This window comes from Paeniroseomonas aquatica (assembly GCF_030409335.1).
GTDB lineage: Bacteria > Pseudomonadota > Alphaproteobacteria > Acetobacterales > Acetobacteraceae > Belnapia > Belnapia aquatica.
In genome coordinates this window covers 1-22,994 of sequence record NZ_JAUFPN010000204.1, presented here as the reverse complement: position 1 = coordinate 22,994, position 22,994 = coordinate 1, and the positions used below count along the sequence as shown (strand labels likewise).

The 22,994-nt window shown below is 73.2% G+C and carries 16 protein-coding genes and 1 other RNA gene; 7 read left to right on the top strand and 10 right to left on the bottom strand.

All coding sequences use genetic code 11. The annotated features are described in order from the left end of the window. Positions 1-10 precede the first annotated feature (10 nt). The 9 genes from QWZ14_RS27465 to QWZ14_RS27425 form a co-directional block, all read right to left on the bottom strand. Positions 11-1,465, bottom strand: coding sequence for an NADP-dependent isocitrate dehydrogenase (locus tag QWZ14_RS27465; RefSeq protein WP_290320238.1), 1,455 nt, complete (start codon positions 1,463-1,465; stop codon positions 11-13). A gap of 204 nt (positions 1,466-1,669) precedes the next feature. After that, positions 1,670-2,722, bottom strand: a complete 1,053-nt coding sequence (locus QWZ14_RS27460; protein ID WP_290320237.1) for a hypothetical protein — start codon at positions 2,720-2,722, stop codon at positions 1,670-1,672. Positions 2,723-2,994: 272 nt separating this feature from the next. Continuing rightward, the gene (locus tag QWZ14_RS27455; RefSeq protein WP_290320236.1) at positions 2,995-4,629 is read right to left on the bottom strand and encodes a hydantoinase B/oxoprolinase family protein; all 1,635 of its coding nucleotides are present in this window, start codon (positions 4,627-4,629) and stop codon (positions 2,995-2,997) included. Next, positions 4,626-6,674, bottom strand: a complete 2,049-nt coding sequence (locus tag QWZ14_RS27450) for a hydantoinase/oxoprolinase family protein (protein ID WP_290320235.1) — start codon at positions 6,672-6,674, stop codon at positions 4,626-4,628. Before QWZ14_RS27450 ends, QWZ14_RS27455 begins: the two co-directional genes overlap by 4 nt. Positions 6,675-6,774: 100 nt before the next feature. Beyond that, positions 6,775-8,106 (bottom strand): cytosine deaminase, encoded by a 1,332-nt coding sequence (locus QWZ14_RS27445; RefSeq protein ID WP_290320234.1) that lies wholly within the window; start codon positions 8,104-8,106, stop codon positions 6,775-6,777. Positions 8,107-8,166: 60 nt separating this feature from the next. After that, a complete protein-coding gene (locus tag QWZ14_RS27440) occupies positions 8,167-8,751 on the bottom strand; it encodes an EF-hand domain-containing protein (protein WP_290320233.1) in 585 nt (194 codons plus the stop codon). 109 nt (positions 8,752-8,860) lie between these two features. Then, complete coding sequence (locus QWZ14_RS27435; protein WP_290320232.1) at positions 8,861-10,261, bottom strand: M20/M25/M40 family metallo-hydrolase; 1,401 nt, start codon at positions 10,259-10,261, stop codon at positions 8,861-8,863. Positions 10,262-10,361: 100 nt separating this feature from the next. Further along, a complete protein-coding gene (locus QWZ14_RS27430; RefSeq protein WP_290320231.1) occupies positions 10,362-13,235 on the bottom strand; it encodes an AsmA family protein in 2,874 nt (957 codons plus the stop codon). Positions 13,236-13,263: 28 nt separating this feature from the next. Beyond that, positions 13,264-16,890 carry a hydantoinase B/oxoprolinase family protein gene (locus QWZ14_RS27425; protein WP_290320230.1) on the bottom strand — a complete coding sequence of 1,209 codons (3,627 nt, stop codon included), beginning with the start codon at positions 16,888-16,890 and terminating at the stop codon, positions 13,264-13,266. 104 nt (positions 16,891-16,994) lie between these two features. Between QWZ14_RS27425 and QWZ14_RS27420 the strand changes: the two genes are divergently transcribed. Then, on the top strand, positions 16,995-17,498 hold the full coding sequence (locus QWZ14_RS27420; RefSeq protein WP_290320229.1) for a winged helix DNA-binding protein: 504 nt from the start codon (positions 16,995-16,997) through the stop codon (positions 17,496-17,498). 18 nt (positions 17,499-17,516) lie between these two features. Here the strand turns inward: QWZ14_RS27420 and QWZ14_RS27415 are convergent, their stop codons facing one another. Continuing rightward, positions 17,517-18,401 (bottom strand): TauD/TfdA dioxygenase family protein, encoded by an 885-nt coding sequence (locus QWZ14_RS27415; RefSeq protein ID WP_290320228.1) that lies wholly within the window; start codon positions 18,399-18,401, stop codon positions 17,517-17,519. A gap of 143 nt (positions 18,402-18,544) precedes the next feature. Between QWZ14_RS27415 and QWZ14_RS27410 the strand changes: the two genes are divergently transcribed. The 6 genes from QWZ14_RS27410 to ftsL form a co-directional block, all read left to right on the top strand. Further along, complete coding sequence (locus tag QWZ14_RS27410; protein ID WP_290320227.1) at positions 18,545-19,363, top strand: TerB family tellurite resistance protein; 819 nt, start codon at positions 18,545-18,547, stop codon at positions 19,361-19,363. 4 nt (positions 19,364-19,367) lie between these two features. After that, on the top strand, positions 19,368-20,075 hold the full coding sequence (locus QWZ14_RS27405) for an N-acetylmuramoyl-L-alanine amidase (RefSeq protein WP_290320226.1): 708 nt from the start codon (positions 19,368-19,370) through the stop codon (positions 20,073-20,075). 34 nt (positions 20,076-20,109) lie between these two features. Continuing rightward, positions 20,110-20,535: RNase P RNA component class A (rnpB, locus tag QWZ14_RS27400), an RNA gene on the top strand. Positions 20,536-20,962: 427 nt separating this feature from the next. After that, positions 20,963-21,400, top strand: a complete 438-nt coding sequence (locus tag QWZ14_RS27395) for a division/cell wall cluster transcriptional repressor MraZ (protein ID WP_290320225.1) — start codon at positions 20,963-20,965, stop codon at positions 21,398-21,400. Then, on the top strand, positions 21,397-22,377 hold the full coding sequence (rsmH, locus tag QWZ14_RS27390) for a 16S rRNA (cytosine(1402)-N(4))-methyltransferase RsmH (RefSeq protein WP_290320224.1): 981 nt from the start codon (positions 21,397-21,399) through the stop codon (positions 22,375-22,377). Before QWZ14_RS27395 ends, rsmH begins: the two co-directional genes overlap by 4 nt. After that, the coding region (ftsL, locus tag QWZ14_RS27385; RefSeq protein WP_456307274.1) for a cell division protein FtsL at positions 22,374-22,994 on the top strand (621 nt) is incomplete at its 3' end. The genes rsmH and ftsL, both read left to right, overlap by 4 nt.

Here is a 22,994-nt window from a genome sequence, read left to right as displayed (position 1 = left end):
CCCGGGTTGCTTATTCGCCCTGGGCCTTGGCATAGGCGTCCACGCCGTCGAAGCGCTGCAGGGTCTCGACCTGCATCCAGCGGTGGCCGACGCCGATGCGGGCCAGCAGCGCCAGCACCGCCGCGCCGGCATCCGCCAGCGGCGCGCCCAACAGGAAGCGGGCGCGGAACTGGTCGACCACGAAGGTGTGCGGGCTCAGCACCGGCCAGACCTGGGCGCCGCGGCAGGTCACCGCCTTCAGCGCGAAGCCGCTGCCCTCGGCCAGGGACTGCAGGCCGGCGCCGAGCGCCCCGGGCTCCAGCCCGCTTTCGATGAAGACGTCGACGCCCACGACCTCCCGGGTTTCGGTCGCCTTCACCCCGCTGCCGCGCGGCCAGGCCGGCATCGCCATCGGCCGGTATTCCCGCGCCGGCACCAGCGCGCTCTCGCGGCCGAGGTTGGCGATCAGCCGGGCGACGTAGCGATCGGTCTGGGCGCCCCGCCCCTTGGCGGCGATGTCGCCGGTGAGGTCGACGCCCTCCTCCAGGGTCACGTAGAGCGCATGCTCGACCTTGCGGGCGGTGGCGAAGTCGCCGATGTGGCGCAGCATCATCAGGGCCGAGAGCAGCAGCGCGGTCGGGTTGGCCAGGCCCATGCCGGCGATCTGCGGCGCCGAGCCGTGCACCGCCTCGAACATCGCCACGGCATCGCCGAGATTGGCCGAGGGGGCGACGCCGAGGCCGCCGACCAGCCCGGCCGCGAGGTCGGACAGGATGTCGCCGTTCATGTTGGTCATGACCACGACGTCGAACTGCTCGGGCCGGATGACCATCTGGTGGGCGCAGTTGTCGACGATCATGTGCTCGTGGACCAGGCTCGGGTGCCCCGCCAGCACCTTCTCCCCGACCCGCTTCAGCATGCCCTCGGTCAGCTTCAGGATATTCGCCTTGGTGGCGATGGTGACCTTCCGGCGGCCCTCGGCCTCGGCCAGCGCCGCGGCCAGCTCGGTGATGCGGGCGCAGCCGGCCTCCGTCACCAGCTTCAGCGCCTGGGCCACGCCCGGCGTCTGCATGTGCTCGATGCCGGCGTAGAGGTCCTCGACATTCTCCCGTACCACGGTGAAGTCGATCCCCCGGCCGGAGAAGGGCGTGCGGATGCCCGGCAGCTCGCGCACCGGACGGATGTTGCCGTACATCTCGAAGACGGTGCGCAGGGTGACGTTGGCGGATTTCTCGCCGTGCCCGACCGGCGTCGCCAGCGGCCCCTTCAGCGCCACGCCGTTGCGGGCGATGCTGTCGAGCGTCTCCTGCGGCGCACCGGTGCTGATGCCGCGGGCGAAGGCCTCGCCGCCGGCGACCGCATCCTCCCAGGCCACCTGCGCCCCGGCCGCCGCCAGAACCTGCTGCACCGCCCGCATCACCTCAGGCCCGATGCCGTCCCCCGCGATGGCGGTGACGGTGACCTTGGACGCGGACGTGGCGGACATGCAGAAACCCCTCGAAGATGCTGCGGCGCAGCATAGCGCGTCGACGATCTAAGCTGAATTGATCTTCCGCATTGCTAACAGCCGGCCGGCGGAGGCAGGGGCGAAGCGCGCCCTGACGCAGCGGTCAGCGCCGGCCGGGCGGCCAGGCCACCCGGCGGTCGGCCGGGCGATGCGGCCGTGCCTCCCCGGCCGGATGGCCGCGGCCTATCGCCAGGAGGCGCAGCCCTGGCGGACGTGGGTCATTTCCTGGCTCGACAGGCTCCCCCCCTGCTGGAAGCGGAACAGCGCCTCGCTGCAGCGCCGGTCGATCGGCAGGGGGGTGCGGCCGGTGCGGCGGGCGCCGGGCACAAGTGCCGCAGTGCGGGTCTCGGCCTGGGGCATCGGCTCGGAGGGGTCGACGACGATCTCGTCCGCGCTGGCCTGCGGCGCGGCCGCGGCCACCGCCGGCAGCGGCTGCAGGACCGGGGCCGGCAGCGAGTCGGCCGCGGCCGGCATCGGGGTGACCAGCGGGGCGGACAAGGGGGTGAGCATCGCCTCCCGCGCCGGCGCCACCGCGGCCAGGGCGCTGAGGCCGGTCGGCGCGGGCTGCGGCGGGGCCTCGGGCGGCGGCGGCAGCAGAAGCGCGGCGGCGAAGCCCAGGCCGAATAGGCCGAACAGGCCGCCCGCCAGCAGGCTGGCGCGGGCCAGCCGGGCGGGCAGCGCCCAACGCTCGCCCTTCACCGGCAGGATGGCCGGGGTGCGGCCCGAGGGCGGGCGGCCCAAGGCTTCCCAGGTGATGCCAGACTGCAGGATGCGCCAGAGCTCGCCGACCCACTGGCCGCGATCGGCGATGGTCAGCACCGAATCGTAGCCGAAGCCGTCCTCGATCCGCCCCAGCAGCGTGGGCAGCTCGTCAGGCCCGACCGCGACATGGATGACCGGCAGGTAGCCGCGGCACCGGGCGGAGAAATCCACGGCATTGAGCAGGCGGCGGAACAGCGCTTCCGCATTCGGCGTGCGGTCCGGCAGCAGATCGACCAGCGCGACGCCGGCTGCGGGATGCGCCAGCACGAAGCAGCCGCCCTGGAAGGGGTCCCGGAGGCCATCCGCCGGCTCGGCATGCCCGCACAGGCTGCCGCGGCTGCGGCCGATCAGCTCCCATTCCGGTGGCAGGGCGGCATCGAAGACCGGCTGGTAGTCCAGCAGCTTCGGCGGCATCGGCTGGTCCGCCGAGGGAACGGGTGGGATGGCGCCGCGGGTCGCTTCATCTGGGCGCAAGGGGGCCTCTCAGGGATAGCATCGTACAGCGGCGCACCGACGGGACCGGCTTGCCCCGCGATGGCCAGACACACCGTTTCGCCCTGGCTGGGAGCCCGGGTTGCATCGGCGCGGCGGACGCTGCGGGCCGGGCGGCCTCCAGGTCAAGCATGTAACGCCGAGGTCGCCATGTTTTGTCCAGATGCGGTAGCGGAATCAATGGGCTGTCAGGCCGGGTTGCCGCTCGACGGCAACCCGGATGCCGGCCACCGGAACCCTGCGGCGGACGTGGCTCAGCCGAGGATACGGCCATAGGCGCGCCGGGCCTCGGCGGCGGCGATGCGCCCCTCGGCCAGGTCGCGGGCGACGGAGTCGGGCGCACGCTCGGCGGGCGGGCCATAGCCCCCGGCGCCGGGGGTGATGATCTCGACCCACTGCCCGGCCTTGAGGTCGCCGTTGCCGAGTTCGAAGGGGGCGACGCCGGGGCCGAGGATGAAGCGGCCCATGGCCCCCGCCTCCCCGCCCAGCAGGCCCCAGGGCGCCGAGCGGAAGCGGGAGCCATCCATCCGCAGCCGGCAATCCGCCTCCGCCCGGTAGACCCGGCGGATGGCCATGCCGCCGCGATGCCGGCCGGCGCCGCCGGAGCCCTCGACCAGCTCGTAGCGCAGCAGGGTCAGCGGGTATTCAATCTCCAGCGCCTCGACCGGGAGGTTGGAGGTATTGGTGGTGTGGACATGGACGCCGTCGAGGCCGTCCTTCGTCGCCCGGGCGCCGTAGCCGCCGCCGATGGTCTCCAGATAGACCCAGGGCTCGCCGGTGCCGGGCTGGCGGCCGATGAAGCTGGCGACGAAGCAGGCGCCGTTGTGGGCGGCGGTGACGCGCTCCGGCACCGCCTGGGCCAGGGCGCCGTGGATGAGGTCGACGACGCGCTGGCAGGTCGAGAGCCGGGCATTGACCGCCGCTGGCAGCACGCAATTCAGCACGCTGCCCTCGGTGGCGGTCACGGTTAGCGGCCGGGCGAGGCCGGCATTGGGCAGCAGGGTCGGGTCCACCACGGTCTTCACCGCGTAGTAGACGGTCGCCAGCAGCGCGGTCATGACCATGTTGATGCCGGCGCGGACCTGCGGTGGTCCGTCGAAATGCAGCCGCATCGCATCGCCGGCGACGGTGAGCTCGAGCGAGAGGGCGAGCTCACCGTCGATCTCGGGGCTATCGTGGGTATCCGTGAAGCGATAGGTGCCATCGGGGATGGCGGCGATGCCGGCGCGCATCTTGCGCTCGGCGTAATCCATCAGCGCCTCGCCGGCCGCCGCGACCGTCGCCTCGCCGTATTTCGCACACAGCGCCTGGAAGCGCTGTACGCCGAGCCGGTTGGCCGCCATCTGCGCCCGGAGGTCCGAGAGGCGCTCGCGCGGCACCTGGCAGTTCAGCAGGATCAGCGCCTGCACGTCCCGCTGCAGCTCGCCGGCGCGGAAGAGCCGGATCGGCGGGATGCGCAGGCCTTCCTGGTAGATATGGGCATGGCCGCGATCGGCGAAATCCGCGTGATGCGCCAGGTTCACCGCCCAGGCGGCGATGCGGTCCCCGATGAAGACCGGCTCGGCGAGGACGATGTCCGGCAGGTGGGTGCCGCCGCCCTCATAGGCATCATTGCCGCAGAAGACGTCGCCGGGGCGCATCGCCTCGGCCGGGTGGCGCTTTAGGATATGGGCGATGATGCCGATGAAGCTGCCGAGGTGGATCGGGATATGCTCGGCTTGGCAGAGGGTGCGCCCGGCGGGGTCGAACAGCGCGGTGGAGCAGTCCCGCCGTTCCTTGATGTTGGTGGAATGGGAGGCCCGGATCAGCGCCTCGCCCATCTCCTCGGTGATGGAGGACAGCGCGCTGCCGATGACCTCGACGGTGATCGGATCGACGGTAGGGATCATGCCGCCTCCAGGATCAGGTTGTCATAGGCATCGACCCTGGCGGTCATGCCGGGCAGGACCACGGTGGTGCTGTCCATCTGCTCGACGATGGCCGGGCCGGCGAGCAGGTTGCCGGGCAGCAGCCTCTCCCGGTCGTAGACCGGCACGGTCGCGGTGCCGCCGGTCTCGGGCAGCCAGAGCGCACGTTCCCCGGCGATGGCGGCGCTCGCCTCCGGCCCGGCCAGCGGGCGGGGGCGGAGCACGGCCTTCTGCACGGTGCCGGTCGCCTCGACGCGGAAGGTGACGAGCTGGACCGGCTCCTCCTCGGCGATGAAGCCGTACAGGCGATGGTGGGCGGCGGCGAAGCCTTCTGCGAGCGCCGCCAGGGTCGCCGCGCCAAGGTCGCCGGGCGGCAGCGGGATCGCCAGCTCGTAGTTCTGGCCGGCGTAGCGCATGTCGACGCTGCGCCGCAGTTGCCGTGCCTCGGGGGCGATATGCTCCTGGGCGAACCAGGCCTCGGCCTGGCCAGCGAGGCCGGCGAAGGCCTCGGTCATCGGCGCCAGCCCGGCGGCCAGCGGCGTCAGCCGGGTGCTGGCGAAATCGGCGCGGAGGTCGGTCAGCAGTAGGCCCATGGCGCAGAGGATGCCGGGGTTGCGCGGCACCAGCACGCGCTTCATCTCGAGCTCCTTCGCCAGCCGCGCTGCATGCAGCGGCCCGGCGCCGCCGAAGGCCATCAGCGTATAGTCGCGCGGATCATGCCCGCGCTGCACGCTGATGACGCGGATGGCCTTGGCCATGTTGGCGGTGACGACGGCGAGGATGCCCTGCGCGGTCGCATAGGGCTCCATGCCGAGCTGCGCCGCCAGCCGCTCGATCGCCGCCACCGAAAGGTCCCGCCGCACCGGCAGGCGGCCGCCCAGCAGATGCGTCGGGTGGAGGGTGCCGAGCATGATGTTGGCGTCGGTCACGGTCGGCTCGGCATTGCCGAGCCCGTAGCAGACCGGCCCCGGCGCGGCGCCGGCGCTGCGCGGCCCGACCTTCAGCAGCCCGCCGCTGTCGACATAGGCGATCGAGCCGCCGCCGGCACCGACGGTGTGGATATCCAGCATCGGCGCCTTGATCGGGTAGCCATGCACGATGGCCTCACCCGACAGCCGCGGCTCGCCACCGGGGAGCAGCGCCACATCGGTGCTGGTGCCGCCCATGTCGAAGGTGATGAGGTCCGGCAGCCCGGCCAGCCGCCCCACCGCCTGGGCGCCGATGACTCCGGTGGAGGGGCCGGAGAGCACCATCCGCACCGGCATGGCCGCCGCGGCCTCGAAGCCGATGACCCCGCCGTTGGACTGGGTTAGATGCGGCGTCGCGGTGACGCCGAGCGTCTCCAGCCGTTCCGCCAGCCGGCGGATATAGCCCTGCATGACCGGGCCGAGATAGGCATTCACCACGGCGGTCGAGAGCCGCTCGTATTCACGGAATTCCGGGGCGATGGCGTGGCTGGCGGTGACGAAGGCCTCGGGGAATTCCTCGACCAGAATGCGCCGCGCGGTCGCCTCATGCGCGGGGGCGATGAAGCTGTAGAGGAAGCAGATCGCCACCGCCTTGACGCCGGCGGCGCGCAGCACCCGGGCGGCCTCGCGCACCGCCTGCTCGTCGAGCGCGGTCTCGATGCTGCCGTCGTGGCGGATGCGCTCCGGCACTTCCAGCCGCAGGTCGCGGGCGACCAGAACCGGTGGTTTTTCCACCTGCAAATCATACAGATCCGGCCGCTTCTGCCGGCCGATCTCCAGCAGGTCGCGGAAGCCCTGGGTGACGATCAGCCCGGTCTTCACCCCGCGATGCTGGATCAGCGCATTGGTGGCGACGGTGGTGCCATGGCCGAAATAGGCGATGGCGCCGGACGGCTGGCCGAGCCGTTCCATGCCCTCGGCCACGCCCTGGGCGATGGCGCGGGAGGGATCGTCGGGGGTGGAGGAGAGCTTCCAGACCTCGATGCGCCCGGTCGCTTCCTCGAAGAGGCAGACATCGGTGAAGGTCCCGCCGGAATCCACGCCCACGCGCCAGGCCATGCCTCGTCACCCCTGATGGTCGCGGGCAGCGTCCCATCGGCCCGGCCACGGCGCAACCCGCGGCCCGGCCGGCTCAGGCCCCCGCCGGCCGGTCCGGGGCCTAGCCCAGAAGCGCATCCAGCTCGCGCCAGTCCGGCGGTTCCGCCGCCAGCACCCGCCCGCCGCGCAGCACGATGCGGTCCGCCTGCGGCCGGGCGAGGAACTCGGACCAGCCGCGGGCGCGGAACAGCACTAGGTCGGCCGGGGCGCCGGGGCACAGCCAGCCGGCCTCGGGCAGCCGCATCACCCCGGCCGGGGTGACGGTCGCCGCACGCGGCCAGTCCGCCACCGGGTGATCGAGGTGCAGGATGCGCGTCGCCTCGCGGTAGACCTCCACCATGTCGAGGTCGCCGTAGGCGAAGAAGGGATCGCGGGCATTGTCCGAGGCAACCGAGACCGGGATGCCGGCCGCCCGCATCTCATGCACCAGCGTCACCCCCCGCCAGCGCGGCGTGCGGCCGGCGACGCGGTCCTGGAGATAGAGGTTGCACATCGGCAGCACGACGACGGCGAGCCCGGCTTCGGCGCAGAGCCGGATGGTCTCCCGCGCCTCGGACTCCGGCTGCATGGCCAGGGCGCAGCAATGCCCGGCCTGGATGCGGCCGGGGAAGCGGCGGCGCAGCGCCGTGAGCGCGATCTCGCGCAGCGCCCGGGCGCCGGCCTCGCCGCTTTCATCCACGTGCAGGTCGAGGTCGAGGCCGCGCTCCTCGGCCAGGGCGAAGCAGCGGTCGAGCAGGGCCTGGAAGCCCTCCGGCAGCGGCGCCCCTGCCCCGCCAGACAGCCGCGTGACCGTCCCGAGCGCGCCGCCCGAGGCGGCGACCAGATCGGCCAGTTCCGTCCCGGCCTCGTCGGCGAAATCCTCCAGCGGACGGATCGAGCTGGCCTGGAGCGTGATCCGGCCGGCCCAGGCCTCGCGCAACCGGCGGAACACCCGCCAGGAGCTGGGGCCGAAACTCTCGAGGTGGGTGCGGATGGCGACCGTGCCATGCGCATGGGCGGCGCGCAGGCTGAAGTCGAAGCGGGCCTCGATATCGGCCTCGGTCCAGCCGTCCCGGTCGGCGGCGGCTGCGGCCAGGGCACCGCGGAAATCGCCGCTCCGGTTCGGGCTGCGCGGCCAGATCTGGCCCTTGTCGAGATGGGTATGGCCATCGACGAAGCCGGGCCAGAGCTGGCCGCCGTCGAGGCTCGGCCCCTCCGGCCCGGTGCCGGCCGGCGCCAGGGCGGCGATCCGGCCGGCGGCGATCCGCAGGTCCAGCCGGACCAGGCCCTCGGCCTCCGTGGCGGCCGGGACCGGGCCGGCCAGCAGGCTTGCCGGCACCCGGGCGTCCCGCAGCCAATAGTCGGGACCGGCGGCGGCGATGGCACGGCGCAGGTGGTCCATCGCCAGGCTCATCGCATCACTCCCGGTCCCAGGCCGCGCATCCTGCCGGGGAGGCGGGATGCGCGGGAAGACTCAGCGCGGTGCCGGCGGCGGCGCCGGCGGGGCGGCGTCCGGGCCGCCCGGCCCGCGCATTCCATGCGGGCCGTGACCATGACCGCCGTGCCGGGCGCCGTGGTGCGGCGGCGCCGGCAGCTCGTCCAGGGTCACGCCATTGTCGCCATTCGCATCGAGGGCGCGGAAGCGGGCCTCGACCATCGGGCGGACCTCCTCCAGCGACACCTTGCCGTCGCGGTTGACGTCCACGGCGCGGAACATCATCGCCACCATGCGCGCCCGCATCGGATTGCCAGCGGCGGCGGGCCCGGGACGGCCGGCGGGCGGCGCCCCTTCGGGCGGCGGCATCATCGGCATGGCCAGCGCCTCCTCCAGCACCAGCACGCCATCCTTGTTGCGGTCGGCGTCGCCGAAGCGGGTCTGCACGTAGGTCCAGCCCTCGTCCATGGTGACCCGGCCGTCGTGGTTGGCGTCGATCCGGGCGAAGCTCGCCATCGGGCCGCGCTCGCGCCCCATGGGGCCGGGCGGGGCGGCGGGCTGCGCCAAAGCGGGAGCGGCGGCGAGGAGGGCCGTGCCGAGCAGGGCCAGACGCATCGTCCTCATTGGGGAATCTCCTTGTGGAGCCATGGTGGCCACCGAAAGCTGGGGAGCCCATGTAACCGGCGCATGACGCCGGCCCGTCCGCCGGGTGAGAAAGCGTAACGGCCTGCCCTCAACCCGGCGTGCCGGCCTCGCCGAGGTCCCACCACATCCCGGTGAAGGCCAGCAGCCCTTCCCGCGCCGGGGCGATCAGCAGGTGCTCGTCCGGGCCATGCTGCTTGCAGCCGTTGTAGCTGTGCGGCACCCAGACCAGCGGCACGCCGAGATGGTCGACGAAGACATCGCCCGGCAGCCCGCCCGAGCTGTTCGGGATGATCTGCACCGCCTTGCCGAGCGAGCGCTCCATGCTGGCCTGGGCCCAGCGCACCCAGGGGTGGTCCGGCGCGGTGCGGCTGGCGGCCATGCGGACGAAGGCATTCTCGATCGTCACCGCCTCCAGCCCATGGGCATCGAGGTGCCGGCGCAGCGAGGCCTCGAAGCCTTCGGTGTCGCTGTCGACGGTGTAGCGGATCTGGCAATGCGCCCGGGCATCGGGGGCCACGGCGTTCACCGGGTTCTCCGGCCGGCCGCTGACCATCGCCAGGATGATCAGGCTGTTCCAGCCGTAGATCTTCTCCGCCGCGGTCAGACCCGGCTCGCCCCAGTCCGGGTCGATCGTCGCCGCGCCCTCGCCGCCGCCGCCGCCCACCGGGCAGCCGGCGAGGACGCCGCGGACCTCGGCCGGCACGCCGTTGCGGGGCAGCCAGTCGCGCACCAGGATCTTGCCGTTGCGGTCCATCATAGTCGAGATCGCATGCGCCAGCAGCACCGCCGGGTCGGTTGTCAGCCCGCCCCAATGGCCGGAATGCACGCCGCCGTCCCGCAGCTTCACCACCAGGTCGAAGTGGTAGGTGCCGCGCGTGCCGGTGGCGATGGTGGGCACCGCCGGGTCGACCCGCGGCCCGTCGGAGGCGATCAGCGCATCGGCGGCCAGTTCCCCGGCATGGGCCGCGACGAATTCACGCAGGCCCTTGCTGCCGCGTTCCTCCGCCATCTCCAGCACCAGCTTCACGTTGAAGCCGAGCTTGCCGCCGCGCTCGGCGATCACCGCCTCCAGCGCCGAGAGGTTCAGCGCGTGCTGGCCCTTGTTGTCGGCGGTGCCGCGGCCGTACCAGCGATCGCCCTCCTCGGTCAGCGCCCAGGGCAGCAGGCCGGGGCGCCACTGGTCCTCGAGGCCGCGCACGGTATCGCCGTGGCCGTAGAGCAGGATGGTCGGCCGGGCCGGGTCCTCGATGCGGGCGCCGGTCAGGATCGGGCCGAAGCCCTCCAGCGGGTTCGGATGGATGGCGACGCCGAAGCCGAGGCTCTCCAGCCAGGGCCGCACGCCGCTGTCCAGATAGTCCTCCAGCGCCGCCTCGGACCCCGGGTCCTGCGAGCTGGAGGGGATGGCAACGAGCCGGCTGAGCAGGGCCTTGAAGGCGCCGCTGTCGAAGCTGGAAGCGGCACGGGCGAGCGCCCCGTCACGAGTGGCCATGATGATCTCCGGTGCCGCCCCAGGCTGCCCGATGGACGACGGATTGGGCTGCGGATTCGGGCGCACCATGCCGTGGCGCCCTGCCGGCGTCCACGGCGGTTCAGCGTTCGGCGCGCCAGCGCAGGAAGGGGGCCAGCTCCGGCAGCCGGCGTGGCGCGGCCAGCGGCCCGCTGAGCCGCAGCCCGACCTCCGGCGCCTCCGCCACCGGCCGGGCGGCAAGCCGCAGGTCGAGCGTCGCCCGCGCCAGGTCGATTTCCCCGGCGATGCTGCCGGCGCCGCCGCCCTCGGTGGCGATGCGGCCCTCGACCAGGTTGGCGCGGCCGGCGGCGAGCTGGGTGGTGGCATCCAGCCGGTCGAAGGCGGAACCGCCGCCGGCCAGGGCCTCGCGCATGGCGGCCTCCGCCGCGGCCGGATCGGCCAGGGCGGCGCCGGCCTGCAGGGCGGCGAGGTCGAGGCCGATCAGCACGCCGTCGCGCACCGCGAGGCCGAGGCTGCCTTCCAGCGTCGCCGCCAGCGCCGCCATGCTGTGGCCGGCAGCCTGCAGCCGGGCCTGGCCCCCCACCCGCCCGGCGCCGAGGTCGAAGGGCAGCTCGAACAGCGGCGTGCCGATGGTCACATCCGCGAGCTGGGCCTCGAGGGCGAGGCGGGGCGGGGTTGCGGTGCCTTCGACGGTCAGGCTGCCGCGCAGGGTGCCGCCGGCCAGCTTCGCCTGGCCCGCCTCGAGCCGCAGCGTGCCGCCGGCGAGCTTCAGCGTGCCGGTGAAGGCTTCGAGCGGCACCCAGCCCTGCGGCTCGACCCGGCCCGCCTCCACCGCCAGTTCCGCATCCAGCGCGCCCAGCCGTTCCAGCCCGAGCGGCGCGGTCCCGCGCGCCGCCGGTCCCGGCAGCGGCAGCCGCTCGGCGGTGATCCGACCGGTCAGCCGCGGCCGCGGCCCACCGAGGCCGAGGGCCAGCTGGCCGCGCATCCGCAGGGTGCCGGCCACGAGGTCGAGATGCTCGGCGGTGATGCTGCGCGCGGCCGGGGTGCCGGAGAGCTGGGAGCCCAGGGTGGCGACCACGGCGAGGGACCCCTCCCCCAGCCACTCCGCTGCCTCGGGTCCCAGCAACGGCGCCAGCAGCCGCGGCGCGCCCGGATGGCGGAGCGTCAGCGTGCCGCCGCCGCGGCGGGCATTGGCATCGAGGGTCCCCGCGGCCTCGACGCGGAGGCCGCCGAGATCGCCCTCCGCCCGCAGCGCCAGCGCCTCGGCCGGGCCGCCGCCCGAGAGCCGCAGCGCCACCTGCCTGGCGAGCAGCGGCCCGAGCGGCGCCGCCCAGCCCGCGGGCAGCAGCGGCACCAGCGCCTCGCCGTTGGCGCCGCTGAGCTCCAGGGCGAGGTCCGGCACCCGCAGCGCGGCGCCGAGCTGGGCGGAGCCGGAGACGGCGACATCCACCTCGCCCAGCCGCAGCCCCAGCCGGCGCAGCGCCAGCCGGCCGCCTTCGAGCGTGGCGTCCAGGGTCGCCCGCTCGGCCTTCAGTTCGCGCCAGGCGAGCTGCTCGGCGGCCAGCCGCAGGTTCAGGTCGAAGCCGGCCAGCCGGGCGGTCAGCCCGGCGGTATCGGCCACCTCCGGCAGCAGGCCGTTGAGGTCCAGCCGGTCCAGGGTGACGCCGAGGCCGATGGCCAGCCGGGGTCCCCGGCGAACCACCCCGGCGCCGGAAAGCCGGGCGCCGTCGATGGTCGCGGCGAGGTCCGAGATGGCCGCCTGGTTCTCCTCCAGCGCCACCTTGAACCGGCCCTCCCCCACCCGCAGCCGGGCCGGGTCGGTGCCGGCCAGCGGCAGGCCGAGCCCCGCCAGCGTCTCCCGCAGGGTCTGGCCGGCGAAGCGCACCGCGAGCTCCAGCCGCGGCCCGGCGGTGGCGCCGGCCAGCTCCAGCTCCATGTCGCCCGGCAGCAGGGCGGAGACATCGGACAGGGTCAGCCGCTCGCCTTCCAGGAACAGGGCGCCGCGCAGCCGGCGCAGCGGGATGCCGGCCAGGCCGGTCGCCTCGGCCGAGAGGTCGATGCCGACCGGCACCGGCAGCAGCCGGGCCGTGGCGCGCGACTGGCGCAGGGCGGCCACCCAGGCATCGAGGTCCAGCCGCCCGGCGACCAGCGCCAGGTCCAGCCGCGGGCTGGGCGCCAGCCGCAGGGTGGCGGCACCCCGGGCCGGCTGGCCGCCGAGGTCGAGCGCCAGTTCGTCGGCGGCGATGAGGTCGGCGGTGGCGGTCAGCCGGCCGACGGCGCGGAAGGCCCCGGCCGGGGCCGGCAGTAGCGTGGCGAGGTCGGGGCCGGCGGCCTCCAGCCGGCCCTCGAAGCCGCCGCCGGGCGCCAGCACGCCGCGGGCCGAGACCGTGGTGCCGGCCAGCGCGAGGGAGAGGTCGAGCGGCGCCACGCCGTCGAAGCCGGCCCGGCCGAGCTGGCTGGAGAAGCGGATGGCATAGCCGCCCCAGGCGGCGCTGCCTTCCGCGACCAGGGCTTCGGCCGCGCCCCCCGTGGTCAGCCGGGCATTCAGCGCCTCGAACCGCAGCCCGCCGATCGTGAGCCGGCAATCCTCGAGCCGGGCTTCGAGGGTGGTCAGCCAGGGCGGCGGCCGGAAGCTGGGCAGCGCCGCCGGCGGCCAGGGGAGCGCGATCTCGCCGCCGACCAGGGCGATCTCGCGGGGCTCGAGCCGGCCGGCCAGCAGCGCGCCGAGGTCGAGCCGCAGCCGCATGGCCCGGGCGGTGATGGCGATTCCGTCCTCGTCGGCGCCGATGGCGACCGCCGCCGCCTCCACCCGGGGCTGCGGCAGCAAGGTGAGGGTGATGCGGCCGTCGAAGGTGACGGGCCGGCCCAGCCGGGTGCTGGCGATATCCGCCAGCCGGGCCCGGTAGGGCTCCCAGTCGAGCAGCCGCGGCCCGACCCAGAGCGCGGCGGCCAGAAGGCCCAGCAGCGGCAGCAGGATCGCCGCGAGCCGCCGCATCAGCAGGGGCTGAAGGGGCGCATGGCCCTCAAGCCGCGCGCCCCCACCCGCCGCCGCCGGGGGTCTCCACCACCAGCGCATCGCCGATGGCCAGCTCGGCGCTGCCGCTGTTGCCGGGGATGGGCTCGACCCGGCCATCCGCCCGTTCCACCCATTGCCGCCCGGGCAGGCCATCGGCGCCGCCATGCAGCCCATGCGGCGCGACGTTGCGGCGGGAGGCGACGACGATCGCCTGCATGGCCCGGAGGAAGCGGATGCGCCGGCGCGAGCCGTCGCCGCCGCGCCACTGCCCCTGCCCGCCCGAGCCGCGGCGGATGGAGAATTCCTCCAGCCGGACGGGGTAGCGGAGTTCCAGCACTTCCGGGTCGGTCATGCGGGTATTCGTCATATGGGTCTGCACCGGCCCCCAGCCGTCGAATCCGGGACCGGCACCGACGCCGCCGCAGACCGTTTCATAATACTGGTAGGTGTCGTCGCCGAATATCACGTTGTTCATGGTCGCCTGGGCCGAGGCGCAGGCATCGAGCGCGGCCAGCAGGGCGTTGCAGGTCATCTGGCTGACCTCGGTGTTGCCGGCGACCACGGCGGCGCCCCCACCCTCTCCACTGGGCAGCGGCGACAGGAAGGTGCCGGAGGGGACGATGATCTCGAGCGGCTTGAGGCAGCCGTCGTTCAGCGGGATCTCCTCGCCGACCAGGGCACGGAAGCAATAGAGCACCACCGCGCGGCAGACCGCGGCCGGAGCGTTGAAGTTGGAGGGGCGCTGCGGCCCGGTGCCGGTGAAGTCGATGACGGCGCGGCGATTGGCGCGGTCAACCCGGACCGCGACGTGGAGGGGTGTGCCGTCATCGATGGTGGTGTGGAATTCGCCGTCCTGGAGCTTGGCCAGCACCCGGCGGACGCTTTCCTCGGCATTGTCCATGACGTGGCGCATATAGGCGCGGACGGTATCGAGCCCCTGTTCCCGCACCGCGCGCTGGAGTTCCTGCACGCCCTTCTCGTTGGCGGCGATCTGCGCCTTGATGTCGGCGACGTTCACGTCCGGGCTGCGGGCGGGGTAGCGGGCCGAGGCCAGCAGCCCGCGGAACTCGGCCTCCCGGAAGCGGCCCTGCTCCACCAGCAGGAAGTCGTCGATGACGACGCCCTCCTCCTCCAGCGTGCGGGACTGCGGCGGGGTCGAGCCGGGCGTCAGGCCGCCGATATCGGCGTGGTGGCCGCGGCTGCCGAGGAAGAACAGGATCCCGGCGCCGGCGGCATCGAAGACCGGGGTGATGACGGTGATGTCCGGCAGGTGGGTGCCGCCGTTGTAGGGGTTGTTCAGCGCCACCACGTCGCCGGGCCGCAGGGTGGCGCCCCGCTGGCGGATGACGGTGCGGACGCTCTCGCCCATGGCGCCGAGGTGCACCGGCACATGCGGGGCATTGGCGACCAGCCCGCCGCTGCCGTCGAAGATGGCGCAGGAGAAGTCCAGCCGCTCCTTGATGTTCACGCTGAGCGAGGTGTTCTGCAGGACCGCGCCGGTCTGCTCGGCGACGGACATGAAGAGGTTGTTGAACAGCTCCAGCATCACCGGATCCACCCGGCCGGTATCGGCGGTGCGGGCGCTGGCGCGCCGCTCGGTGCGGCGGAGGATCAGGTGGTTCAGCGGCGTGACCTCGGCGGTCCAGCCCGGCTCGACCACTGTGGTGGCATTGGCCTCGCGGATCAGCGCCGGGCCGCGCAGCGTATCGCCGGCCAGCAGGGCCTCGCGATCGTAGACCGGCGCCTCGGCGGCGGCGCCCTCGACGAAGAGCGCGACGGTATCGAGCACGGCGGGCGCCTCACCGGCCGGGCGGGCGGCCAGGGCGGCTTCCTCCACCGCCTCGCCGGCGGCGGTCACCTCGGCGATGCAGGCCTCGACCATCAGCTCGCGTTCCGGGGTGGCGAAGCCGAAGCGCTGGCGATGCGCGGTGGTGAAGGCGGCGACCACTTCCTCATGCGGGCCGAAGGCGACGGGCAGGAAGCTGTCGGTGCCGGCATAGCGCAGGTGCAGCCGGCGGGCGGCGGCGATACGCCCGGCCTCGGCGCCTTGGCGGAGCAGCTCGAGGCGGCCCTCCTCCGCCAGCGCGTCCAGCCGGGCGGCGAGGTCTTCCATGCCCGCGGGCGTGAGCGGCGCCTCGACGGCGGCCTCGCGGATCACCGTCTGGTCGGCGAGGCCCATGCCATAGGCGGACAGCACCCCGGCGAAGGGATGGATGAAGACCGTCTCCATGCCGAGCTCGTCGGCCACCAGGCAGGCATGCTGGCCGCCGGCGCCGCCGAAGCATTGCAGGGCGTGGCGGGTGACGTCATGGCCCTTCTGGATCGAGACCTGCTTGATCGCATTGGCCATGTTGGCGACGGCGACGCGGAGGAAGCCCTCGGCCACCGCGCGGGGGTCCTGCGGCGTGCCGGTCGCGGCTTCGATCTCGGCAGCCATGGCTTCGAACTTCCCGGCCACGACGGTGGCATCCAGCGGCTGGTCACCGTTGGGGCCGAAGAGGCTGGGGAAGTGCTTCGGCTGGATCTTGCCGACCATGACGTTGGCGTCCGTCACGGTCAGCGGCCCGCCGCGGCGGTAGCAGGCCGGGCCGGGCACGGCGCCGGCGCTCTCGGGGCCGACGCGGTAGCGGGCGCCGTCGAACTGCAGGATGGAGCCGCCGCCGGCGGCGACGGTGTTGATCGCCATCATCGGCGCCCGCATCCGCACGCCGGCGACCAGGGTCTCGAAGGCCCGCTCGAACTCGCCGGCATAGAGCGCGACATCGGTCGAGGTGCCGCCCATGTCGAAGCCGATGATCTTCTCGAAGCCGGCCATGCCCGCGGTGCGCGCGGCGCCGACGATGCCGCCTGCCGGGCCGGAGAGGATGGCATCCTTGCCCTGGAAGTGGCCGGCCTCGGCCAGGCCGCCGTTCGACTGCATGAAGTACAGGCGGACGCCGGGCAGCTCGCCCGAGACCTGCTCGACGTAGCGGCGCAGGATCGGCGAGAGATAGGCATCCACCACCGTGGTATCGCCGCGCGGCACGATGCGGGGCAGCGGCGAGGCCTGGTGGGAGAGGCTGACCTGCGGGAAGCCGGCCTCCCGGGCGAGGACGCCCAGGCGCTGCTCGTGCCCGGGATGCGCCCAGGCATGCATCAGCACGATGGCGACGGCGCGGATGCCGGCGGCGAAGCCGGCCTCCAGCGCGGCGCGGGCGGCGGCCTCGTCCAGCGGCTCCAGCTCCTCGCCCGAGACGGCCATGCGGCCGCCGATCTCGGCCACCTGCTCGTGCAGCAGGTCGGGCAGGCGCACGGCGAGGTCGAAGAGCTTCGGCCGGGCCTGGTTGCCGATGCGGAGCATGTCGGCGAAGCCGCGGTTGACCAGCAGCAGCACCCGCTCGCCCTTGCGCTCGAGCAGCGCGTTGGTGGCGACCGTCGTGCCCATCTTCACCGCGTCGATGGTGCCCGGGGGAATGGCGGCGCCCGGCGCGATGCCAAGGATCTGGCGGATGCCGGCGACGGCGGCGTCGCTGTAGCGGCCGGGGTTCTCCGACAGCAGCTTGGCGGTGGAGAGCCGCCCGGCGGGGTCACGGGCGACGATATCGGTGAAGGTGCCGCCGCGATCGATCCAGAATTGCCAAGCCGCGTCCACCATCGCACCCTCCGCCGCCGTGATGACAAGCCGGGGGCCTCGGCGCAAGCCCGCGTCCCCGCGAGGCGTTCGTTGACGATTTATCGATATTTTGTCAACATCAGCGCATGGTCGATCCCGTCGTCTCCTCCGCCCACCTCGCCGCCGGCGCCTCTCCCGCCCTGTCGGAGGTCGAGTACGGCCTGATCCTCGCCGGCCATGCCTTCCAGCGCTGGATGGTGCGTTGCGCCGCCGCCGCCGGGGCGCCGGGCCTGTCGGCGACCGAGGTGCTCATCCTGCATACCGTGCACCACCGTGGCCGGCCGAAGCGCCAGGCCGAGATCCTGCTCGCCCTGGCGATCGAGGACACGCACATCGCCACCTATGCCATCCGCAAGCTGGAGGCGGCCGGGCTGGTCGCCACCAGCCGCGCCGGCAAGGAGAAGCTGGTGGCCGTGACCGAGGCCGGCGCCGCCCTCTGCACCCGCTACGCCGCGGTGCGGGAGCAGCTGCTGGCCCGCTCGGTCGATGGCAGCGGCCCGCCGGCAGCGGCGCTCTCCGAACTCGCCGCGCTGCTCAGGACCCTGTCGGGCCACTACGAACAAGCGGCGCGGGCGGCGGCCACCCTGTAGGCATCCCCCGGCCCTCCCTTACGCCGCGTGCCGTGCCCGCTCCGCCGGAACCTGGTCGCAGGTGGTGCGCCGCAGCTCGCGCGGCTCGGCCAGGTCGTAGCGTCGGCCGCGGTGCAGGGTGGCGCGGTTGTCCCACATCACCAGGTCGCCGACGCGCCAGTCGTGGCGGTAGCGGAACTGCGGCTGGGTCGCGTGCTCCAGCAGGTCCATCAGCAGCATCTTCCCCTCGGCCGTCCCCATGCCGAGGATGCGCCGGGCGTGGATGCCGCAGAACAGCAGCTTGCGGCCGGAGCCGGGGTGGGTGCGGACCAGCGGCCAGACCACCGCCGGCAGGGCCGCCAGTTGCTCCGGCGTGTAGTCGGTGTCCCCGAGCAGGGTCATGCGGGAATGGAGCGCGAAATGCTCCGCCTCCAGCCCCTCCACCTGGCGCTGCAGCCGTTCGGGCAGCGCATCCCAGGCGGCGCGGAGGTCGACGAATTCGGTCTCCCCGCCCCAGCTCGGCAGCACCACCGCCGAGAGCATGGAATAGGAGACGGCGGGGGCCTGGAAGCTGCTGTCGGAATGCCAGAGCTGGTTGGCGAGGCCGCTGACGATCTTCTTGCTGTCGCGCGGCAGCGGCCGGCCCTCGGCATCGAGGTTGGAGATGTCGATCAGCGCCGCTTCCTTGAGCCGCTCCGCCGTCCGGCCGATCTGCTTGAGGCCCGGGTTGAGCGGGCCGAATTGGGTGGCCATCGCGACCTGCTGGGCCTGGTCCATCGGCTGGTCGCGGAAGACCAGGACGGCATGGGTCTCCATCGCGGCATTCACCGCCGCCACCTCGGCCGGGGCCAGCGGCCGGGCGAGGTCGATCCCGCTGGCCTCGGCGGCAAAAAGGGGGTGCAAAGGGCGAAGCGCGAGCGTCATGGCGGTTTCCTTATCCCTGTGCCGGCCAGCCTAGACCCGGGACGCAAGGCCTTGCGAGACCCCTTCCCGAGGGGTGCCCCGGCGGCGCCGGCGTGGTAAGGCTCCCGCGGGACATCGGCACCTCAAGGCAGGGGATTTCGGGCTTGACCCTCTGGGGCAAGATCATTGGCGGGGTGACGGGCTTCATGACCGGCGGGCCGCTCGGCGCCGTGGTCGGGGCCGCGCTCGGGCATGCGGCGGACCAGGGGACGGCCGGCGGCCGGCCGGGCGCCGCGTCCAATCCCTTCGGCGCGCTGTTCGGCCGCTCCGCGGTGAAGCAGGCGGCCGACGCCGCGGCGCTGCTCGGCACCCGGGAACAGCTCTTTGCCATCACCGTCGTCGTGCTGGCGGCCAAGCTGGCCAAGTGCGACGGCCCGGTGAAACGGGAGGAGATCGATACCTTCAAGCGGCTGTTCCGCATCCCGCCCGAGAACATGCGCGAGGTCGCCTCCCTGTTCGACCAGGCGCGCGACAGCGCCGACCCGGCCGAGCCCTTCGCCGAGAAGCTCGGCGAGGCCTTCGCCGACAACAAGGGCATGCTGGAGGACGTGCTGGCCGCGCTGTTCCAGATCGCCCGGGCCGATGGCCCGCTGACCCGCACCGAGGTCGCCTTCCTGCAGGGCGTGCAGCGTGGCTTCGGCCTCGATTCGACCGGGTGGGAGAGGGCGCGGGACGGCTTCAACCCGCGCGCCGGCCAGTCCAGCGCGGACCAGGGCGGATCGGATCCCTACAGCATCCTCGGCGTGCCCAGGGATGCCTCGGACGAGGCGGTGCGCCAGGCCTGGCGCAAGCTGATGCGGGAGAACCACCCGGACAGCCTGGCCTCGCGCGGCGTGCCGCAGGAATTCGTCAAGCGCGCGACCGACAAGGTGGCCGAGATCAACGCCGCCTGGGACCGGGTGAAGCGGGACCGCAAGCTCTAGCGCCATGCGGATCCATGACGCGCCGAGCCCGAACCAGGACGACCGGCCGGCGGGGATGCCCGTCGACATGCTGGTGCTGCACTACACCGGCATGCCCTCCGGCGCCGGCGCCATCGCCCGGCTGCGCGACCCGGCGGCCCGGGTCTCCTCGCATTACGTGGTCGAGGAGGATGGCGCGGTCTTCCGGCTGGTGCCCGAATCCCGCCGGGCCTGGCATGCCGGCATCTCCCACTGGCGCGGGCGCAGCGGGCTGAACGACCGCAGCATCGGCATCGAGATCGTCAACCCGGGCCATGAATGGGGCTACCGCCCCTTCCCGGCGCTGCAGATGGCCGCGGTCTGCGACCTTTGCCTCGGCATCCTCGGGCGGCACCCGATCGCGGCCCGCGACGTGGTCGGCCACAGCGACATCGCCCCCGACCGCAAGCAGGACCCGGGCGAGTTCTTCGACTGGGAAGGGCTTGCGGCGAACGGGGTCGGGCTCTGGCCCGCCCCGGCGGGCAAGCCGGATCAGGGACCCGATGGCGGGGGCGATACTGCGGCGTTGCTTGCGGCGATCGGCTACCGGCCGGACCTGCCGCTGCCGTTGCTGCTGACCGCCTTCCAGCGCCGCTGGCGCCCGTCCCTGGTCGACGGGCAGCCGGATGCCGGCACCCGGGCCGCGCTGGCGGCGGTCGCGGCGCTCGCCGAACCGGGTCCTGGGCCGGATTGACGGCGGCCGCGCCGGCGCGCAAACACGCGCCGCGTCAGGTGGCTGGACGGCCGCTGGCAGTGCCGCGAGGCATCGCTGGAGGAAAGTCCGGGCTCCACGGGAATACGATGCCGGTCAACGGCCGGCGGGGGTCAAACCCCAGGGAAAGTGCCACAGAAAACAAACCGCCTGACCGTCGCGCGGCTTCGGCCGCGGGACCGTCCGGCAAGGGTGAAACGGTGCGGTAAGAGCGCACCGCGCCCCCGGCAACGGGGGCGGCAGGGCAAACCCCATCGGGAGCAAGGCCGAATAGGGGTGGCCGGCGGCGTCCGCTTCGGCGGACGTGACGCGGGGGCATTTCCGCCCCGCCACCCGGGTTGGCCGCGAGAGGCGCACCGCGAGGCGCGTCCCAGAGGAATGGTCGTCCCGCACCCGGTTCGCCGGGGGCGGACAGAACCCGGCTTACAGGCCACCTGACGCACTCTTTCCCGATTATGAACACCGCGCGGAAAAACGCGGGCGGGTCAAATTTCTTTGGACCCGTCCCGCTTCGAGAACAAAACGAGTAAGCATAACTTATTGCTGCCGAAGTTCCTTCATTTCTCATGCGGTGGAACCAAACCTCGCTAACCTCTTCCGATTCAATCCAATTGCATCGAAGACAGAGAAAGCCGGAATGGCATTCGGGCTTGTAGTCCCGGGAAATCCCATGCTATCCCAAGTCATCCCGCGGCGGATCCAAGAGCTCGGGGGGGCGAGGGATCCGCGGTGGGATGGTCGGGCGAGCCGGCGGGGTCGGGGGGCCCCGTCGGCCGCTGCACCAGACGCCCATATACGCCGTTCCCCCGCAGGCCACGTGTCAACAAGCGGTCATTTCGAGCGGTCACTGGGGGGGCGGTCGCTGGGCGATGTCGGAGTTCACAGGCACATTCGGCGGAGGGTTCGACGCGAAGAAGGGGCGCATCTCGGTGCCTGCCCCCTTCCGCGCCATCCTCAGCCGGCTCGGTGCCGAGGACATCATCCTCCGCAAGTCGCGCCACCTTCCCTGCATCGAGGTCTGGGCCAGGCCCGACTACATGGCAGAGGTGGAAGCCCGCGTCGCCGGCCTCAGCAAGCTCTCGGCCGAGTACCAATCCATCATGCGCAAGCTCGTCGGCCGCATCCATACGCTGCATCCCGATACCGAAGGCCGCGTCGTCATGCCGCGTGAACTGGCCGAGCAGGCGGGGCTCGAATCCGAGCTGCAGTTCGCCGGCCGCGGCGCCTATTTCGAAATCTGGGCGGCCGGCGCCTATGCCGCCGAGGAAGCCCGGCTGGACGCCCTGGACGAGGGAGGCGACGTATGAGCGATGCAGCCCCGGAGGGCCGGCATGTCCCGGTCATGCTGGCCGAGGTGCTGGAAGCGCTCGCGCCGCGCGACGGTGGCCGCTACCTCGACGGCACCTTCGGCGGCGGCGGCTATGCCGGCGCCATCCTCGATGCCGCCGCATGCACACTCTGGGCGATCGACCGCGACCCGGATGCGATCGCCCGCGGCGCCGCGCTGGCCGACCGCGCCGCCGGCCGGCTGCACCTGCTGGAAGGCCGCTTCGGCGACATGCTCGCGCTGCTGGAGGCGGAGGGAATCGGCCGGCTGGACGGCATCGTGCTCGACCTCGGCGTGTCTTCCTTTCAGCTCGATGAAAACGACCGCGGCTTCTCCTTCCGGGGCGATGGACCGCTTGACATGCGCATGTCGAAACAGGGGAAGTCCGCTGCGGACCTCATCAACACCCTCGACGAGTCGGAGCTTGCCGACGTGCTCTATCAGCTGGGCGAAGAGCGCTACTCCCGCCGCATCGCCCGCGTGATCGTCGCGGCGCGCCGCGAGGCGCCGATCACCACCACGGCCCGCCTGGCCGCCCTGGTGCGCGGCTGCGTTCCCCGCGACCCGTCGGGCATCGATGGCGCGACGCGCAGCTTCCAGGCGCTGCGGCTGGCGGTGAACGACGAGCTGGGCGAGATCGAGCGCGGCCTGGCCGCGGCGGCGCAGCTGCTGGCGCCCGGCGGGCGGCTGGTGGTGGTCGCCTTCCACTCGCTCGAGGACCGCATCGTGAAGCGCTTCATGGCGGCCCAGGCCGGCCGCAGCGCCGGCACCTCCCGCCACGACCCAAGCGCGCTGACCCAGCGCGCCGCGCCGGCCGCCTTCCGCCTGCTGACGCCGAAGGCGCTGCGGCCGGGCCGGTCCGAAACCAATGCCAATCCGCGCGCCCGCTCCGCCAGGCTGCGCGCGATCGAACGCCTTGACACTGAACGCCTGCAAGAAGCCAGGGACGCAGCATGATCTTCCGCCCCTTCACCCTGCTCTGCCTGGTCGCGTTCCTCGGCGCCGGATTGCACGTCTACCAGACGAAGCACGAAGCCGCGGTGCTCGACCGCGAACTGCGCGGCATCGCCCGCAAGGTCGAGGACGCCGAGGCGCGCACCCAGACCCTGCAGGCCGAATGGGCCTGGCTGAACGAGCCGGAGCGGCTGCGCAGCGTCGCCCAGCGCCACCTGCCGGCGCTCGAGGCCATGCAGCCGAGCCAGTTCGTCCGCGCCAGCGAGGCCGAGCGCCGGCTGCCGACGGTGGTGGCCTATGCCGGCCCCACCGCGCTCTTTGCCGCGCGGGAGACGGCCACGCCGACCGGGACCACCAGCTTCGCCCTGCTGCCGCGCCTCACCGCGCCGGTGCAGGTGGCGCTTGCCCATCCCGCCCCGGCCGCGCCGCCGGCCGCGGCGCTGGCGGCACCGATCCTGGCCGCCGCCGCGGCCGACCGCGCCGCCCCGCCCCGCGCCGCGGTGGCCAGCCCAAGCGCCAATACGCCGACCCTGAGCACGCCGCTGCCGGCGGCCCCGGTGCCGGCCGCCGCCATCACCCTGCCGCTCGCCCCGGCGCCGGCCGCCAGCGCCCCGGCGCAT